The following is a 16,482-nucleotide window of genomic DNA, read 5'->3' on the forward strand; positions in this document are numbered from 1 at the left end:
ATGCTTATTGGAAATATATGAAAAAACAGAATATTATTGCACTACTTTCGTTTTTTGCGATTTCTTTTAATGGTTACGCTATAGACAAATATGTGACTGATAATGTCGATATTTATTTGCGTAGAGGTCCTGGTTCGCAATATGCGTATTCTAATGCAGTTAAAGCTGGAGAAAAAGTTGTTGAGCTTGAAAAAAGTGCAGATGGCAAATTTACTCGCATTCAACTTAATAATGGTAGCACCGCTTGGATTGAAACAAGCAAACTAAATGAACAACCTAGTTATAAAGAACGCTTTCCAGTGCTAGAAGCAAAACTAGCAGAATATCAAGATAAAGTTGATAATGCTGAGGCAAATCAACAAAAATTGTTAAGTGACTATATCCAAAAGTTGCAGACGGCTGAAAAATCTATAGAAACACTTCAAAATAAAAATGAAGCACTAGAACAACAAGTTAAGGAGCAAAATTCACGAATTGAATCAATGCTAAATCAAGTTGATGATAAACGCCGTGACCTTATTGTAACTTGGTTTACCTATGGTGGTCTTGTTGCTGGAGGCGGTCTTATTTTAGGGCTTATATTACCAAGAATTATACCAAACCGACGCAAAAAAGATCGTTGGATGAGATAGATGAGTAAAATCTATCTTGTAGGAGGGAGTGTGCGCGATAAATTGTTGCACCAACCTGTTGCTGATCATGACTGGGTTGTTGTTGGCGCTACGCCAGACGAGCTTTTAGCATTAGGTTATCAACAAGTCGGTAAAGACTTTCCAGTTTTTTTACACCCTCATACGAAAGAAGAATATGCGTTGGCTCGCACTGAGCGTAAATCCGGTAGAGGTTATACTGGATTTATCTGTGATTTTGGTAAAGAGATTACATTAGAACAAGATCTGATTCGCCGTGATTTAACCATTAACGCCATTGCAATGGACGAAGATGGCAATATAATTGATCCATATCATGGCGTTGATGACATCAAACATAAAATCTTACGCCATGTATCGCCAGCCTTCCGAGAAGATCCTCTACGTATTTTGCGCGTAGCTCGTTTTGCAGCTCGTTTTCATCAATTCGGTTTTACTGTAGCTCCTCAAACTCTAGATCTAATGAAACAAATGGTATTAGCCGGTGAGGTTAGTTACTTAACACCAGAACGTGTGTGGAAAGAAACTGAAAAAGCATTGTTGACATCAAATCCACAGATCTATTTTCAAGTACTAGAACAATGTGGAGCGCTTCCATTATTATTTTCATCATTAGACTTAACAGACACTATTAGTGATGCACTAAAAAAATCTGCTATATTAACTAATGATTTAACAATCCGTTTTGCTGTACTGTGTGCACAGTTATCTAATAAATTAGCGGTCGAAGCATTATGTGCAAAAATTAAAGTACCTAACAACTATACTAAAGTTGCCGTCATGGTTCAGCAGAATCGAAATAATCTTGAACAAGTGCAAACCCTGACAGCTGAACAAATTATTTCTTTGCTAAATAGCATTGATGTATGGCGCAACCCTTCGCACCTTGAACAATTAATTATTGCAAGCCAAGCTTTTACTAAAACAACATCGTTTGCACAAGCAAATTATATAAAAGAAGCTTATAAAATCGCCAATGGCATCAATGTGCAGCAAATTATTTCTGATGGTTATACAGGAAAACAAATTCATTTTGAGTTACAAAAAAGGCGAATCGAAGCGTTATTAAACTGGATTTGATTGCATCTTAATCAATCGTCATTTTTTTTCAAAATATCTTAAAAAAATAGTTGACGATTTGGCGTAACCCTAGCATAATGCGCCTCGCAGTGTTGGTTACGACGTTGCGAATGAATGGCTACGTAGCTCAGCTGGTTAGAGCACATCACTCATAATGATGGGGTCACAGGTTCGAATCCCGTCGTAGCCACCATTAGGATTAGGTAGTACTTTTACCGAAAGTGTTCAGTGCGGGTGTGGCGAAATTGGTAGACGCACCAGATTTAGGTTCTGGCGCCACAAGGCGTGTGAGTTCAAGTCTCTCCACCCGCACCATTTTATCTTAATATCTATCCTTTATTGGGGTATAGCCAAGCGGTAAGGCAGCGGGTTTTGATCCCGCCACGCCCAGGTTCGAATCCTGGTACCCCAGCCATTCCAATATGCATAATTTTGGTATTTCATTCTTGATTTATATCAATGTTTGATGTGTTAATTATTCACTATTTTCATGTGAGCATAATGGAATTGGTAGATGTGCTAGATTCAAGGTCTAGCTTGGAAATATGTGCGAGTTCAAATCTCACTGCTCGTATCAAAAGTGATTTTCACTTTCTATAGTGGGGTATAGCCAAGCGGTAAGGCAGCGGGTTTTGATCCCGCCACGCCCAGGTTCGAATCCTGGTACCCCAGCCAATAAAATAAAACAATTAATTATGATTTAAAACTATTTGAAGATATCCCTTGTTATTAGCTTGATGGCGGTAGAATAGTAGTTCATCTTATAAATAGTTCAGCTCTGTGTTTTCCTACATGTAATGAGTACTAAAGTAGATTTAAACAAGAAAAATTGAGCTATTTACTATATTGAAATACTATTTTTTAAGTCAATTTAAATAGCTAGATTTAAAAAGGAAAAATTTTGATTGTCTTTTTAATAGATTACTCGAATTTTGGGAAGGTTTCGTGTAACTACTTTAAATATCATAACTTAACCCCAAAAAGAGACCACATTCAAACTACTTTCTTATAACTATCTAATTTAAAATCAAATAAAATCAATAGTCTATCTGAACGTTTTTATAAGCAAAACTTTCGAATTTTTACAATTACGGAAAGCTAATATTGCCCTTTATCAGCAATGAATGACATATAAATTAAACCATTAATCAAAGTGAAATAATTCGATCAAACAGCGGATTATCAGTCAAACGATGCGTAACCATGATTAGTGTTTTGCCTTTACATGTCTGCTTTATCAATTGGATAATTTGTTGTTCTGTTCGTTGATCAAGGCTTTCTGTTGGTTCGTCCATTAAAATTAAAGGGGAATTATGCAGTAATGCTCTTGCAATGCCTATACGACGAATTTCACCGCCAGATAAAGTACGCCCACCTTGTCCAATTAGCATATTTAAACCTTGTTCTGTAGTTAGTAATTTGTCCAATTCAACTTGATGTAGAACCTCAATAAGCTGTTGATCAGTTGCATTAGGGTTACCAATGAGTAAATTTTGCCGTAAAGTCTCACTAAAAATGGTAATAACTTGCGGAACCATTGCAATGGCTTGTCGCAAAGTTTTTTCATCCAGTTGATTTATTGGAGTATCATTAAAATAAATATTGCCGGAGCTTGCCTCCCAAGTCCGATTTACTAGGCTTAATAAAGTTGATTTACCACAACCTGTTTTACCAATTATTCCAATATGTTCACCTTGTTCAACCGTTAAGGAAAAATCAGTTAATATCGCAAAAGGTTGATTTGGGTAGCTGAAATTAATTTGTTCAAATTTTAATTTTGCTGTAGTTAAATCTATCGCTTTACCTTTAGAAACAAATTGAATGTCGGGCGTTTGATTAAAAATAGCCGTTGTGCGTGTGGCAGAAGTAAGTACTTGCCCTAAAAAGATAAATGCGCCAGGAATTGGCATGAGTATTTCAGCACTTGCAAGACTAACAAATACAAATAGTGCCACTAAAGGGGATAGGGTGTATTGGGTAATTAGCCACAGAACAAGCAACGTTAAAAAACCAGCAATCAGCACAATCAATGCGCTTGATAGTGCCATTAATGTTGATTGACGTTGCTGGTTATAAAGCCAGTTTGATTCAAGCTCATCAAGTTTAGCACGATAGCGTGGTTGTGCATTAAATAGGATAAGTTCAGCTTGTCCTTGTAGATAATTAATTAATAATAAACGATATTCACTTTGTTGTTTAGCTAGTGTTTTGCCGAGTTGTTTTCCTGCTTGATAAAAAATGACCGGAACCACAAGTAAGGTGGTTGTAAGGATAATAGTAATAATTAACGCAATAGGTAAGTTTATATTTGCTAACCCAACAAACAAAACAACAATGGTAACAAGTGCGGTTACAATAGGTGAAAAAAGTTTTAGGTATAAGTGATCAAGTGCGTCAATATCGACAATAAAGCGATTAAGCAAGTCAGCCCGTTGATAGTGGGCTAATTGATTGGCACTTAAGGGCAAAATCTTACGAAAAGCTAACGTTCTTAAATAAGCTAAGATTTTAAATGTAGTATTATGATCAACTAAACGCTCCATATAGCGAGCGGCGGTTCGAATAATTGCCGCAGCACGAACACCAGCAGCAGGCAACATATAATTGAAAGTATACAAACCTGCAACGCCAACAAAAGCGGTAGAAGCCAAAAACCACCCTGATAATGACAGCAAAAATACGCTGGCAAATAGGGTAAGAATTGACAAAAATAATCCCAATAAAATTTGCCTAAAATAGTGTTTATATAGTGCGATATAAGGGCGTAATATAGCTAGCATAAATACCCCTTGATATCACAGTGTAGCTTACCATTAGCCAATTGCCAGATTTGTTTAAAATCTTCCATGTCATCTGTTTGATGAGTAATTGTAATGCTATTCGGGGCAATGTGCTGCTGATCCAAATTTTGGATGGTTTGTTTATCTAAACTAGCAGTTGGTTCATCAAGAATCAATAATTGACAGGGTTTTAGCATTGCTCTGGCTAAGGCGATCCGCTGTGCTTGTCCAACTGATAAACGTACCGCATCTTCGCCAACTTGGGTTTTAATGCCTTGTGGTAATTTAGCAATAACTTCGGTCAATTGGGTTTTGGCTATCACGTTATCCAGTTCATGGTTGGTTGCATTTTGTTTACCCAATAAAATATTTTCACGGATAGTACCATTAATCAAGTAAGGATTTTGACCAATCCAGCTTACTTGCAGTTGCCAATCATTAATATCTAATTGATTAAATTCAATACCATTAATCTTTAGTGAGCCTTGATAAGGTAAAAAACCGAGTAGTACTTGCATTAACGAAGTTTTTCCCTCGCCGCTAGTTCCTATTAGAGCTAATTTAAATGGTGCTTGCAAACTAAACGATAATGGACCAACGATAGGTTGTTGTTCGTTAGATAATACAATTAAATTATCTGCTTCAATTGTTTTTAATGGTTCAGTCAATTTTATGTTTGTTATATTATCATTGGCTTGTTTTGGTGCGATTTTTTTACTTAAAAAACTTTCGATATTATCTGCTGCTGCGATTGCTTCAGCTTTGGCATGATAGTAAGTGCCCAAATCACGTAAAGGTTGAAAGTATTCAGGGGCTAACATTAGCGCAAAAAAACCAGCAAATAAAGTAACAGTTCCATTATATGCACCAAAATCGAATTCGCCTAAATACGAAAATCCAAAATAAACCGCCACAATGGCGATTGAAATAGAAGTAAAAAACTCCAATACGGCTGAAGATAAAAAGGCTATTTTGAGCACTTGCATAGTTTTAATACGAAAATCTTCAGAGGCAATGGCTATTTCGTTAGTTTGTTTTTCGCCTTGGTTGAATAATCGAATGGTATTGAGTCCTTTTAAGCGATCTAAAAAATGACCGCTTAAATATGCGAGCGCTTTAAAATGACGACGATTAATATCAGCGGCTCCCATTCCCACTAAAATCATAAAAATAGGAATCAGGGGGGCGGTGCAAAGCAAAATTGTAGCAGCAGCCCAGTTAAATGGGAAGATAGCAATACAGATTAAAATCGGTGCCATGCCTGCCAATCGCATTTGAGGAAGATAACGGGCAAAAAAGTCATGCAATTTATCAACTTGTTCAATAAGCAACGTACTCCATGCGCCGATCGTGCTTTGATTTAAATAAGCAGGCCCATGCAACTCAAGTTGATCAATTAATTGCTGTCGAATTTGCTGACGAACTTTTTTGCCTATGGCAAAGTTGATCTTTTCGCGTAGATAAATTAAGCCTGCTCGACCAAGTAACACTGCAATTAGTGCGCCAAAAAAAGGTAGAATATCCACAAAATAGTGTTGTTCAATAATAATTTTTTGCAAAATTACAGCGAGTAATGCAGATTGAATAATAACTAATATAGTTAAAACCAAGCCGGTTAAAATTGAAGCACGCAAATTAGTTTTATGCATTTTTGCTTGCTGTTTTAACCAGCCAAGTAGATAGGTCTGGCGTTTTTTATCTAATGACATAAAGATCTTTACTGCTTATTTTAAATTATCCAAATAATGTTCTGCATCTAAAGCAGCCATACAGCCTGTACCTGCTGAAGTGATTGCTTGACGATAGACATGATCCATTACATCACCAGCAGCAAAAATCCCTTCGACACTGGTTTGAGTAGCGTTTCCTTGCGTGCCTGATTGTACTTTGATATAACCGCCATTTAGTTCAAGTTGACCTTCAAATATAGCGGTGTTTGGTTTGTGGCCAATAGCGATAAACACCCCTAAAACCGATAATTCTTCGGTAATATTAGGATCTTGTGAGCTACGGATTCTAACTCCAGTTACTCCCATGTTATCCCCTAAAATTTCATCAACTACACGATGAGTATGTAAGATAACTTTGCCTTCTTTAATTTTTTGATCTAAACGATCCATTAAGATTTTTTCTGCTCTAAAGGTATCTCGGCGGTGAATTAAATGCACTTCACTCGCGATATTGGCTAAATAAAGCGTTTCTTCAACTGCGGTATTGCCACCACCCACTACGGCAACTTTTTGGTTGCGATAGAAAAATCCATCACAGGTAGCACAAGCCGACACACCTTTACTTTTGAATGCTTCTTCTGACGGTAAACCAAGGTATTGCGCTGATGCGCCAGTTGCAATAATAAGCGCATCACAACTGTATTGCGTTTCGCTACCATAAAGCTTAAATGGCTTTGTGCTAAAATCAACGCGATCAATTTGATCTAAAATAATTTCAGTATTAAATCTTTCTGCATGTTCTTTCATCTTAAGCATTAATTCTGGTCCTGTTAAATCAGGAGCACCGGCTGGCCAGTTTTCAAGATCGGTTGTGGTAGTTAGTTGCCCACCTTCTTGCATTCCTGTAATTAACACGGGGGAAAGGTTAGCTCGTGCGGCATAAACAGCAGCAGTGTAACCGGCAGGACCAGAGCCAAGTATTAATAAACGAGCATGTTTGGTTTTCATTTTAAATCCTTACTTATTTTAAAATTTTGGGCAAAATTAACGCAATTTATTGCTAATAAGTCTAACATTATCAATCGTTATAATGTAAAAGAATTGTTTATTATAGCAATAGGTAATCATAATAGGCTTTTTTGTATTGCGCCAATTTTTATTAAACTAAAAGTTTATCTTTTTATTTTCAATTATTTTAAATACATTTATTCTTTATTTAAACTACATTAATTTTTGTTTTTGTTTTTACTGTTTAGAATATGCGATTTTCTTATTCTTATATCCGTTATCTCAAATTTTTTATTATTTAATAAGATATTTTTGATTATTGGTTTAGTTAACATCCTAACAGTAGGAGAGAAGATGAGTAATCCTTCAAAAGAAAGTGTCGAAGCTGTACTTACAAAAATTAATTGGGCTCAAGAGATTTTAAATTCAGTACAACAAAATATTACCGATCCTCAGATTGGTAATATTTTATCTGGAATTGCCTTTATTATGGATTCAGCTTCATCTGAAGCCGAAGCGCTTTATCAATCAATTGAATAATAATAAGTTATCTATTTTTATCAACACCTTCAATTACCATTTTGTGATTGAAGGTGATTATTGTTTAATTCGTTTCGCTGTTATCAGTTAGATATGTAGTTAAGTCTGAAAGTGGCCAACGAATATGCGCTGTTGGTTCATTAATTCGATAACCAAAAGCTAAGCAAAGTCCTATCCCGAATGAGTCGCCACCAAATTGTGGAATATATTTTTCTAGAATCTTGATGACTTTATCATGATCGAATCCACCAATAGCACATGAATCAATACCACGAAATGCCGCTGCAGTCATCATATTGGCACTAGCGATATAGTCTTGCATTTCTGACCAGTGGTTGATGGTTAAACCGTCGGCTAAGCCTTGTTCGCAAAAATTGATAAATCCTTGACAGGCAATATCAATATCGGTTTGGTTATTGGGATCAGGTAAGGTGCGTGCAATTGTTTGTCGTAAATAATCGCTCTGTAACGTAAAATTATTGGCTTTGCGGTAAAGTACAATGACAAAATGTGAACAGCTGGTAACTTGTTCTTGGTTATAGCAAACATTACGTAATTCAACTTTTATCTTGTGACTATCTACAACCACAAAATGCCATGGCTCCATGCCAAATGATGAAGGAGATTGACGACCCGCTTCTAAAATGTATTTAATATCATCATCACTGATTTTTTTGGTATTATCAAATTTTTTACATGCATGTCTAAAGTCGAATGCTTGGGTTAGTTTGTCCATATTTTCTCCTAAGATTGGCTATTCCACGGGGCAACTTTTAACAATAATAACATACCGGGAAAGGCAAGAATAAAACATAACCAAAAAAAGTTTGTCCATCCTAAGTGTTCAACCATAAAACCGGTAGATGCATTAATTAGAGTTCTTGGCACTGAAGCAATGCTGGTAAATAAAGCAAATTGTGTAGCGGTATAAAGTGGATTAGTTGTTTTAGCAATAAACGCTACAAAAGCAGCCGAACCAAGACCGACACCAAGTGATTCAATCCCTATCACTATGGCTAATAACGTTTTTTGAAATATTCCTATTGTAGTAAAAGGTCCTTCTATCGAAAGCCAAATAAATCCTAAAATTGATATAACTTGGACAACACCAAAAGACCATAATGCTCGGTTTATGCCTATTTTGATCATCAAAATGCCACCCATTAATGCTCCAAACACACTTGGCCATAAAGAAGCATTTTTGGCAATCCAACCAATGTCGGGGCGACTATAGCCTATTTGTAAGTAGAAAGGCGTGGCTAAGGATGTAGCCATGCTATCGCCTAATTTATATAAAAAGATAAATGTTAAAATCCATATGGCTGTTTTAAGTCCATTTCGATTAATAAATTCACTAAATGGCTTAATGATGATATCTTCAAAAGTATGATTTTTGGGCGATTGGTTAATTGGTTCTTTTACTAGTAACGTCATAATGATAGCAGGCAGCATAAATAATGCAGTGATGATAAAAACACTATTCCAAGGCAAGGTATTTGATAATATTAGTGATAATGAACCTGGCACTAGACCTGCAATGCGATAAGCATTGGTATGAATACTATTACCAAGTCCTAATTCTTTATCAAGCAATAACTCTCGTCTAAAGGCATCAAGAGCAATATCTTGTGTAGCTGAAAATAGTGCAATAATAAAGCAAATGGTTGCTATTAACCAAATATTCAATGAAGGTGAAAAAAATCCTAATATTGCGATAGAAAATATAAGTATTATTTGGGATCCAAGCATCCAACCACGTCGTCTCCCTAAATTAAAGAGCGAAATGTTATCCATCAATGGTGACCAGATAAATTTAAAAATATAGGGAATTTGCGTTAATGAAAAGGCTCCAATTGTTTTGATATTAATACCATCACTTTCTAACCATGCAGGTAACAGTTGTAATAATAAATAAAAAGGAAGACCAGAAGCAAAACCTGTAAAAATGCAGATTAGCATCTTGGTCGTAAAAATGGTTTTTAAAAGTGAATTCTGCGAGCTATTCATTATTTAACTTTATTGTTAGTTTTTGGCAAAGTGTTATCATAGCACACAACATATAAAAAATAATTCAGCAAGCCAAGATTGACCGTTTTATCCAAAGTCATGTTTTCAATATAAGAAAGTTATGCGCAATGACTTTTTGAAAGTTAGAGATTCATTATTTTAGCTATTTTTTGTTAAAAAGTTTCAGGTAACTATGTGTTTCAGTATAAAATTAATGTCAATAATTAATTAAGAGATTAACAAACTACCATTTAAAAGGGGTGTAGTAATATGAAAAGTTCAATTAAAGTGGCTGTTTTTAGTAGTAAACATTATGATAAAGAACATTTAGAAATCGCTAATAAAAAATATGGCTTTGATATCGAATATTATGAACATAAACTTAGCTGTAAAACAGTGGTTACCGCCCAAGGTTATGACGCAGTTTGTGCATTTGTTAATGACGAAGTAGATAGAAAAGTACTAAAAAAATTAGCAAGTTATGGCATTAAGATTTTAGCGCTTCGTTGCGCTGGGTTTGATAATGTTGATTTAACTGAAGCTGAAAAGTTAGGTATCACGGTGGTTCGTGTGCCAGCTTATTCACCAGAAGCAGTTGCAGAACATGCAGTGGCTTTAATGATGACGTTAAATAGAAGAACGCATAAAGCCTATCAGCGTACTCGTGATGCTAACTTTTCGTTAGATGGATTAACTGGATTTAATATGCACAATCGTACTGCTGGTGTTATTGGTACGGGCAAAATTGGTCAAGCGATTATCCGCATTTTGAAAGGTTTTGGTATGCATATTCTTGCCTATGATCCTTATCCTAATGATGTTGCAGTTGAATTAGGAGCGCAATATGTTGAGTTAGATGAGTTATATGCAAAATCTGATGTGATTACGTTACATTGCCCTATGACCCCTGAAAATTATCATTTATTGAATAAAGATTCTTTCCAAAAAATGAAAGACGGCGTGATGATTATCAATACAAGTCGTGGCGCATTACTTGATGCAACCGCAGCTATTGATGCATTAAAGAAAACAAAAATTGGTGCTTTAGGCATGGATGTTTATGAAAACGAACGTGATCTCTTTTTTGAAGACAAATCTAATGATGTTATTTTAGATGATGTGTTCCGTCGTTTATCTTCCTGCCATAATGTTATTTTTACGGGGCACCAAGCATTTTTAACACAAGAAGCATTGTTAAATATTTCTGATACGACGTTAAACAATATTAAACAAGTTTCGGCAGGAGAATCATGCCCAAATATTGTTAAATAACAATAAATATTTTATGATGTTGTCGATTTTTAATTACTTAAAATATGGATTTTTTATGCAGCGTATTGCCATTTTTATTAGTACAATTTTATTGCTTGTAGCTTGTAGTAGTAATAAATCTTCAACATCTCCCATGAAAGAACACCGTGGACATGCAAATGTTAAAGGCGGTGTCTATCTCGAAAAAGAGCACAATCAATCTAAAACCGCTAGTGCGTCACTAGACATAGATAAAGAAAAATTTATTGATAGAATGGTTAGTAAGCATGGTTTTAATCGTCAACAACTCCGTAATGTGCTTGCTCAAGCTAATAAGCTCGATTGGGTAATTAATTTAATGGATAAACAAGCACCAAAAGCAACCTCGCCAACGGCACCAAATGGTGCTTGGATTCGATATAAAAATAAATTTATTACACCAAGTAACCTTCCTCGTGGTGTTGAATTTTGGAATCAATACCAAAAAGAATTACAGCGTGCTTATAATGAATATGGTGTGCCACCCGAAATTATTGTTGGCATTATTGGCGTCGAAACAGGTTGGGGTAGAGTGATGGGAAAAACTAAAATCATTGATGCCTTGTCAACTCTTGCCTTTTACTATCCAAGACGTGCGAAATATTTTTCTGACGAATTAGAAGATTTTTTAGTTATGTGCCGAGATGAGGGGGTTGATCCCTTTGATTTGAGTGGATCATTTGCTGGTGCTATGGGATATGGTCAATTTATGCCATCAGCATTTAGACGTCACGCTGTTGATTTTAATCATGATGGGCATATTGATTTATGGGATCCTGTTGATGCTATTGGTAGTGTGGCAAGCTATTTTAAATCATACGGTTGGCAACGTGGTAAAAAAGTGGCTGTAATGGCTGATGGCCAAGCACTATCACTTGATACTGGTTTTAGTACTAAATACTCCATTGAAACATTAGCAAAAGCAGGGTTAAAACCACAAAGCTCATTAGAAGGACATACGCAGGTAAGTTTATTGCGTCTTGATATGGGCGATCGTTACCAATACTGGTATGGATTACCAAACTTTTATACTATCACCCGTTATAACCACAGCACTCATTATGCAATGGCCGTTTGGCAATTAGGACTTGCAGTTAAAGAAGCAAGATAGTCATTTAATGGTATTGCATCAAAACTGATAAGGTCGCTTTTGCGGCCTTTTTATTTATTAATGATGTTTAAAAAATGATTAATTTCGTTGCAAGCAATAATAAAATATACCAAAGAATTTAATTAATTTTTTAATCGATAATTTTTGTGCAAGTTGTGCACCTACTTTAGCCATCGAGATGCTTGCTAGCATAATAACTAATACGTCACCACCAAAATACTAGCTAATAATCTAGCCAAGGATCTTATCAAAAGGAAGATAATAAACTTAAAAATCATATTCAATCCTTAGAGTAGGGTAACCCAATCTATATAATTATTTGTTAAGCAAAAATTAAAATGAAAACATTGATTTTAATTACATATTGCTAATATTTTATTGCAAATAATACAGTGATTTTACCTGAATAATTTAAAAGATCTTAATGATTCTCTTAGTAAAAAGTTCACTAACATTGTCATATTTGATCAATAAAGTAATAATCAAAATGATGACAGCGTGGTTAAAAACGATTATGTTATTTAATAAATTTGTAACTAATAAGAAGGTTAAAGATAAATTTAAAGGAGATAATTATGAAAGATCGTTTAAAGTGGATTGATGAATTTGGTTTTTTAGGTGAAACTGCAAGTGGGCATTCGCTAGTGATGGATGGCGGTATTGAACATGGCGGGCGTAATCGTGGAGCTCGTCCTATGGAGCTTTTGTTGCATGGTGCAGCTGGTTGTATGGCTTATGATATTATTGCAATTTTAAAAAATAAAAAAAAAGATGTTCGTGATCTTTGGATAGATATTGATAAAACTCAAGCAGAATCCTCCCCTAAAGTGTATACGTCAATTAATTTTCATATTGTCATTACGGGTATTAATATTGATAACGAAGCAGTCGAAACGGCAGTAAAACTTGCATCAGAAAAATATTGCAGTGCCTCTATCATGCTTGGTAAAACAGCGAAAATGTCTTATACCTATGAGGTTAAAGAATATCACTAAAGTATGTTCTTATAACAAATAATTATAACCTAATAACAAGCTGATCTTAGCACGTTGCGGATTAATCATTTAATATTTCATCATTACTGATAATTGCGCTAGAGAATGATTATGCAACAGTTAAATAAAAATATGCGATTCCGGGATTTGGTTATTCTGGGATTGCTTTTTATTGGTCCAGCAGCACCTGTAGGATTATTTGGTGTTTTAGATGCGATAAGTGATGGTGCAGTTGCTTTGGTTTATATCATAGCAACTTTTGTAATGGCATTTACCGCGCTTTCTTATGCCAGAATGGCAAACGCTTTACCGCATGCGGGAGCTGTTTATGCTTATTGTTCTATTGGTATTCATCCTAGTGCTGGGTTTTTAGTAGGCTGGTTGCTGTTACTTGATTATATGTTTATCCCTGCGGTTGCGTACTTATTTAGCGGTATATCGTTCAATGCATTGATTCCCGAAGTACCAATATGGGTATGGACATGTTTAGCTGTTATGTTAACTACTACGCTGAATTTAGTTGGTGTTAGAAAATCGACTAAAATTACGTTAATCATCTTGATATTTGAAATTATTATATTACTTGCTGTGTTATCTGTTGGTATTTGGATAATAGCCACTAATGGTAGTAACAGAGATTGGTTACAACCTTTTATTGGTGGTGATTTATTCAGTTGGAGTAATCTATTTAATGCAGTGTCTATTGCTGTACTATCTTATTTGGGATTTGACGCTATTGCTACTTTTTCAGAAGAAAATGGCGGACCTCATAATTTAGTTAGTAAAGCGATTATATGTTGTTTAATTTTAGCTGGGTGTTTATTTGTGCTACAAATTTATGTCGGTAGCTTACTTAACCCTTATACCCCTGAATATTTGCGTAGTCATCCAGAACTACAAGGTAAAGTTTACTATCATATTGTTAATCAAGAAATTAATCTGTGGTTAGGGTGGGCACTAGGTTTAATGAAAGCTATTGGTGCATCATTTGCAGCAATGGTTGGACAAGCCGCAGCAAGTCGTCTTTTATTCAGTATGGGGCGTGACAAACGTTTACCTTCATTTTTTGCAAAAGTAGGAAAAAAAAGTGGTGTACCGACAATGGCTATTATATTTGCAGCGCTATTTAATTTATGTTTAGTTGTTATTGCTGCTAATAATGCTAAAGGGTTGCCAACTTTAGTTTCATTTGTTGATATTGGAGCATTAACTGCATTTATCATGTTACATTTATCTGTAATTGGCTATTTTAAGTTTAAAAAAGGCTCAAAAGGATGGTTTTCGTGGTTTCTAGACGTCTTTATGCCTATTATAGGTATTGTAGTGCTATTACCTGTATTATTACATATTGATAACGATGCAAAAATGGTCGGTATTATTTGGTTAGCTATTGGAATGATCATTCTCTATTTAAACAAAAATAAAACCAAACTATTGTGGTTAGAGAAAAATAACAAATAACAAATTCAATACGTTTGTTATAAACTTATAGCATTTAGATTATATAATAAATTTTCTTATCTTTATTCTGGTGTTATAACTAAATGCTATTGGAAATATTACGTGGTGCTTTCATTTCGGCTAGTTTAATTATTGCTATTGGTGCTCAAAATTTATTTGTACTCAAGCAAGGATTATTAAAAAATCATATCTTTTATGTGTCGGCAATTTGTTTTATTTGTGATTTTGCTTTAATGTCAATAGGGATTTTTGGGCTAGGTACTTTTATTCGTAGCAATTCTTTAATTACTAATATTTTAGCAATCTCTGGGGCGATTTTTTTAATTTGGTATGGTTTTTGTGCGTTTAAAAGTGCAATTAAAGGCACAAGTAGCATACAAATAGAATCTCAATCTCTTAACAATAACAACTCATTAAAAGTTGTATTGGCAACTTTGGCTGTTACTTTACTTAATCCTCATGTCTATTTGGATACTGTTGTTATTGTGGGTGGAATTGCTGGCACGTTAACTAATGAACAAAAATTTGCATTTTTGGTTGGTGCCGTCAGTGTTTCATTCATATGGTTTTTTAGTCTTGGTTACGGAGCAAAATTACTCATACCGCTATTTAGAAAGAAAAGAATGTGGGTAATATTGGACTGTATAGTTGGTGCTGTAATGTTCTATATTGCCTATTGTTTAGTTATGTATGTATTTGATATGCATTAAGCACATACATAACCAAAACGTTGAACTAATAATTATTATTTGGGAATTGTGTTAGGTTATTCTTGACAAGCTTGATATATATTATTTTTACAATATTGTTTAAAAGTAATGCTTAGCAGTTTGAATACCTTTTATAGTGCCATTTAGTTATTTCCCATTGCCAATATTATATTTTTATTAAAGAAGTTTCTTGACATGTTTACATGCTTCTTGATGGTTGTTTTGGCAAGCTTGTTGAAAGTAATATTTTGCAGTATAGGTATTTATTGCCACTCCCAATCCTTGTTGATAGATAATACCTAAATTGTATTGTGCATCGGCATGATTTTGTTCAGCGGCAAACTGAAACCATCTTCTAGCTTCTGTATAATTTTTTTCAAACCATGAGCCATTATAATATAACCAACCTAAGCTATATTGTGCTTCAGGATTTCCTCTTTGTGCAGATTGAGTGTCTAATTCTACACCTTTGGCAAAATCTTTTTTTAATCCACCTAATCCATTGTAATACATATTTGCTAAATTATGCAGAGCATATATATTGCCTTGCTTAGCTGCTTGTTCATATAGTTCTCTAGCTTTGGTATAGTTTTTTTTGACAACAATTCCAATATAATAAAATCTACCCAGATTGTTTTGAGCCTCTTTATTGCCTAGTTGTACAGCTTTTTCGTAAAAATATTTTGCCTTAACATAGTCTTGGCTAATAGTATTATTATCTGAATTTTGTTCAATTCCTTTTAGATAATGTTTTTTTTCTGCAAATTCGTAAAGTGCCCCTAGATTAAATAGACCTAAAGCATAACCGCTTGAGGCTGCTTTTGCATAAAACTGCTTTGCTTTAAGCAAATTTTTCTTCACGCCGAGACCATAATTGTACATGTAGCCTAAACTTACTTGTGCATCGGCGTAATTTTGATTAGCCGATTTTTGGTACCATTCAATAGCTTTAGCATAATCTTGTTTAACGTTAAGACCGTACTGGTACATATAACCTAACCGGTTTTGTGCTTCGGCACTATTTTGTTCTGTTGCTTTTTTATATTCAACATCAAAGTTATATTCTATATTTTGTGTTGCAAAAATAGGCGTATTTACAAATAAGTATATTATTAATAGTATTTTTTTCATTTAACTGCCTCTTTATTTTGGGCCCAAATTTCTTATTAAAGAATGTTTT

Annotated in this window: 14 protein-coding genes and 5 tRNA genes; 13 read left to right on the plus strand and 6 right to left on the minus strand. The window is 34.6% G+C overall.

The features are described from left to right. Positions 1 to 17 precede the first annotated feature (17 nt). From ACGH80_RS01795 to ACGH80_RS01825, 7 genes are all read left to right on the plus strand, one after another. Positions 18 to 632 (plus strand): TIGR04211 family SH3 domain-containing protein, encoded by a 615-nt coding sequence (locus ACGH80_RS01795; protein ID WP_174799480.1) that lies wholly within the window; start codon positions 18 to 20, stop codon positions 630 to 632. Beyond that, positions 633 to 1,730 (plus strand): multifunctional CCA addition/repair protein, encoded by a 1,098-nt coding sequence (locus ACGH80_RS01800; protein WP_174799479.1) that lies wholly within the window; start codon positions 633 to 635, stop codon positions 1,728 to 1,730. 116 nt (positions 1,731 to 1,846) lie between these two features. Continuing rightward, positions 1,847 to 1,923: transfer RNA gene (locus ACGH80_RS01805), tRNA-Met, on the plus strand. A 37-nt stretch (positions 1,924 to 1,960) separates the two neighbouring features. Next, positions 1,961 to 2,045, plus strand: a tRNA-Leu gene (locus ACGH80_RS01810). A 25-nt stretch (positions 2,046 to 2,070) separates the two neighbouring features. Further along, positions 2,071 to 2,145 (plus strand) — tRNA-Gln (locus tag ACGH80_RS01815). Positions 2,146 to 2,222: 77 nt separating this feature from the next. Next, a tRNA-Leu gene (locus tag ACGH80_RS01820) sits at positions 2,223 to 2,304 on the plus strand. A 26-nt stretch (positions 2,305 to 2,330) separates the two neighbouring features. Then, positions 2,331 to 2,405 (plus strand) — tRNA-Gln (locus tag ACGH80_RS01825). A 473-nt stretch (positions 2,406 to 2,878) separates the two neighbouring features. Here the strand turns inward: ACGH80_RS01825 and cydC are convergent. Genes cydC through trxB form a run of 3 tightly spaced genes read right to left on the minus strand, consistent with a single transcriptional unit; the run spans position 2,879 to position 7,188 of the window. Further along, positions 2,879 to 4,510: a heme ABC transporter ATP-binding protein/permease CydC gene (cydC, locus tag ACGH80_RS01830; protein ID WP_411578157.1), complete on the minus strand. Its 1,632-nt coding sequence runs from the start codon at positions 4,508 to 4,510 to the stop codon at positions 2,879 to 2,881. Next, on the minus strand, positions 4,504 to 6,219 hold the full coding sequence (gene cydD, locus ACGH80_RS01835) for a heme ABC transporter permease/ATP-binding protein CydD (RefSeq protein ID WP_411630460.1): 1,716 nt from the start codon (positions 6,217 to 6,219) through the stop codon (positions 4,504 to 4,506). Before cydD ends, cydC begins: the two co-directional genes overlap by 7 nt. Positions 6,220 to 6,234: 15 nt before the next feature. After that, positions 6,235 to 7,188, minus strand: a complete 954-nt coding sequence (trxB, locus tag ACGH80_RS01840; protein WP_085164663.1) for a thioredoxin-disulfide reductase — start codon at positions 7,186 to 7,188, stop codon at positions 6,235 to 6,237. Between the two features lie 354 nt (positions 7,189 to 7,542). Here trxB and ACGH80_RS01845 point away from each other — a divergent pair, with 354 nt between their 5' ends. Beyond that, positions 7,543 to 7,728 carry a hypothetical protein gene (locus tag ACGH80_RS01845; protein WP_034909658.1) on the plus strand — a complete coding sequence of 62 codons (186 nt, stop codon included), beginning with the start codon at positions 7,543 to 7,545 and terminating at the stop codon, positions 7,726 to 7,728. Positions 7,729 to 7,792: 64 nt separating this feature from the next. On the opposite strand, the gene ACGH80_RS01850 is transcribed toward ACGH80_RS01845, so the two are convergent. Both ACGH80_RS01850 and ACGH80_RS01855 read right to left on the minus strand, forming a co-directional pair. Continuing rightward, positions 7,793 to 8,464, minus strand: coding sequence for an NAD(P)H-dependent oxidoreductase (locus ACGH80_RS01850; protein WP_296300758.1), 672 nt, complete (start codon positions 8,462 to 8,464; stop codon positions 7,793 to 7,795). 8 nt (positions 8,465 to 8,472) lie between these two features. Next, positions 8,473 to 9,735 (minus strand): AmpG family muropeptide MFS transporter, encoded by a 1,263-nt coding sequence (locus tag ACGH80_RS01855; RefSeq protein ID WP_296318321.1) that lies wholly within the window; start codon positions 9,733 to 9,735, stop codon positions 8,473 to 8,475. A gap of 282 nt (positions 9,736 to 10,017) precedes the next feature. On the opposite strand from ACGH80_RS01855, the gene ACGH80_RS01860 reads away from it, so the two are divergent. The 5 genes from ACGH80_RS01860 to ACGH80_RS01880 all read left to right on the plus strand — a co-directional run bounded on the left by ACGH80_RS01860 (position 10,018) and on the right by ACGH80_RS01880 (position 15,302). Further along, positions 10,018 to 11,007 (plus strand): 2-hydroxyacid dehydrogenase, encoded by a 990-nt coding sequence (locus ACGH80_RS01860; protein WP_065589583.1) that lies wholly within the window; start codon positions 10,018 to 10,020, stop codon positions 11,005 to 11,007. A 55-nt stretch (positions 11,008 to 11,062) separates the two neighbouring features. Beyond that, on the plus strand, positions 11,063 to 12,136 hold the full coding sequence (mltB, locus tag ACGH80_RS01865; protein ID WP_065589563.1) for a lytic murein transglycosylase B: 1,074 nt from the start codon (positions 11,063 to 11,065) through the stop codon (positions 12,134 to 12,136). A 575-nt stretch (positions 12,137 to 12,711) separates the two neighbouring features. Continuing rightward, positions 12,712 to 13,131 (plus strand): OsmC family protein, encoded by a 420-nt coding sequence (locus ACGH80_RS01870; protein WP_065589564.1) that lies wholly within the window; start codon positions 12,712 to 12,714, stop codon positions 13,129 to 13,131. Between the two features lie 111 nt (positions 13,132 to 13,242). Continuing rightward, complete coding sequence (locus ACGH80_RS01875) at positions 13,243 to 14,592, plus strand: APC family permease (protein ID WP_238786483.1); 1,350 nt, start codon at positions 13,243 to 13,245, stop codon at positions 14,590 to 14,592. A gap of 83 nt (positions 14,593 to 14,675) precedes the next feature. Next, positions 14,676 to 15,302 (plus strand): LysE/ArgO family amino acid transporter, encoded by a 627-nt coding sequence (locus ACGH80_RS01880; RefSeq protein ID WP_174799474.1) that lies wholly within the window; start codon positions 14,676 to 14,678, stop codon positions 15,300 to 15,302. A gap of 177 nt (positions 15,303 to 15,479) precedes the next feature. Here ACGH80_RS01880 and ACGH80_RS01885 read toward each other — a convergent pair whose 3' ends face one another. Next, entirely contained in the window at positions 15,480 to 16,433 is a 954-nt protein-coding gene (locus tag ACGH80_RS01885; protein ID WP_085164673.1) for a tetratricopeptide repeat protein, read from the minus strand. Between the last annotated feature and the right edge of the window lie 49 nt (positions 16,434 to 16,482).

The organism is Gilliamella sp. BG1, from assembly GCF_046635625.1.
In the GTDB taxonomy this organism is placed as follows: Bacteria; Pseudomonadota; Gammaproteobacteria; order Enterobacterales; family Orbaceae; genus Gilliamella; species Gilliamella bombi.

Excerpts from the sequence above, each read along its gene's own strand:
- ACGH80_RS01795 (WP_174799480.1), top strand. The coding sequence starts at position 18 with ATGAAAAAACAGAATATTATTGCACTACTTTCGTTTTTTGCGATTTCT.
- ACGH80_RS01800 (WP_174799479.1), top strand. The coding sequence starts at position 633 with ATGAGTAAAATCTATCTTGTAGGAGGGAGTGTGCGCGATAAATTGTTG.
- cydC (WP_411578157.1), bottom strand. The coding sequence starts at position 4,510 with ATGCTAGCTATATTACGCCCTTATATCGCACTATATAAACACTATTTT.
- cydD (WP_411630460.1), bottom strand. The coding sequence starts at position 6,219 with ATGTCATTAGATAAAAAACGCCAGACCTATCTACTTGGCTGGTTAAAA.
- trxB (WP_085164663.1), bottom strand. The coding sequence starts at position 7,188 with ATGAAAACCAAACATGCTCGTTTATTAATACTTGGCTCTGGTCCTGCC.
- ACGH80_RS01845 (WP_034909658.1), top strand. The coding sequence starts at position 7,543 with ATGAGTAATCCTTCAAAAGAAAGTGTCGAAGCTGTACTTACAAAAATT.
- ACGH80_RS01850 (WP_296300758.1), bottom strand. The coding sequence starts at position 8,464 with ATGGACAAACTAACCCAAGCATTCGACTTTAGACATGCATGTAAAAAA.
- ACGH80_RS01855 (WP_296318321.1), bottom strand. The coding sequence starts at position 9,735 with ATGAATAGCTCGCAGAATTCACTTTTAAAAACCATTTTTACGACCAAG.
- mltB (WP_065589563.1), top strand. The coding sequence starts at position 11,063 with ATGCAGCGTATTGCCATTTTTATTAGTACAATTTTATTGCTTGTAGCT.
- ACGH80_RS01870 (WP_065589564.1), top strand. The coding sequence starts at position 12,712 with ATGAAAGATCGTTTAAAGTGGATTGATGAATTTGGTTTTTTAGGTGAA.
- ACGH80_RS01875 (WP_238786483.1), top strand. The coding sequence starts at position 13,243 with ATGCAACAGTTAAATAAAAATATGCGATTCCGGGATTTGGTTATTCTG.
- ACGH80_RS01880 (WP_174799474.1), top strand. The coding sequence starts at position 14,676 with ATGCTATTGGAAATATTACGTGGTGCTTTCATTTCGGCTAGTTTAATT.
- ACGH80_RS01885 (WP_085164673.1), bottom strand. The coding sequence starts at position 16,433 with ATGAAAAAAATACTATTAATAATATACTTATTTGTAAATACGCCTATT.